Raw genomic sequence first — 235 nt, 5'->3', positions numbered from 1 at the left:
CGCATCAAAACGCGTTGCCAGAGATGCGTCTCGAAGAACGACAGCAGAGACTTTTGTCAGCGCATCGCCCAGAAAACGATATACGTTTCCCTCGGTTGACGCATTGGAGCTCTCAGGTGCAACAACATTGCATCCGCCGCTGGCCGTAATAATGCGCATGCCGCGCGAAAACGAAGCAACAAGAGTGCCCTCCGTTGTCGCAAGCGGGACGACGAAATCTCCTTGCGCACGAACA

General features: G+C 54.9%; 1 pseudogene. It reads right to left on the bottom strand.

From position 1 onward, the window contains the following. Positions 1-235, bottom strand: a pseudogene (locus tag SB752_RS33270) (hypothetical protein); the annotation flags it as partial.

This window comes from Brevibacillus sp. SIMBA_040 (assembly GCF_046535075.1).
Taxonomy (GTDB): Bacteria; Bacillota; Bacilli; order Brevibacillales; family Brevibacillaceae; genus Brevibacillus.
This window is presented reverse-complemented; position numbering and strand designations above follow the sequence as displayed.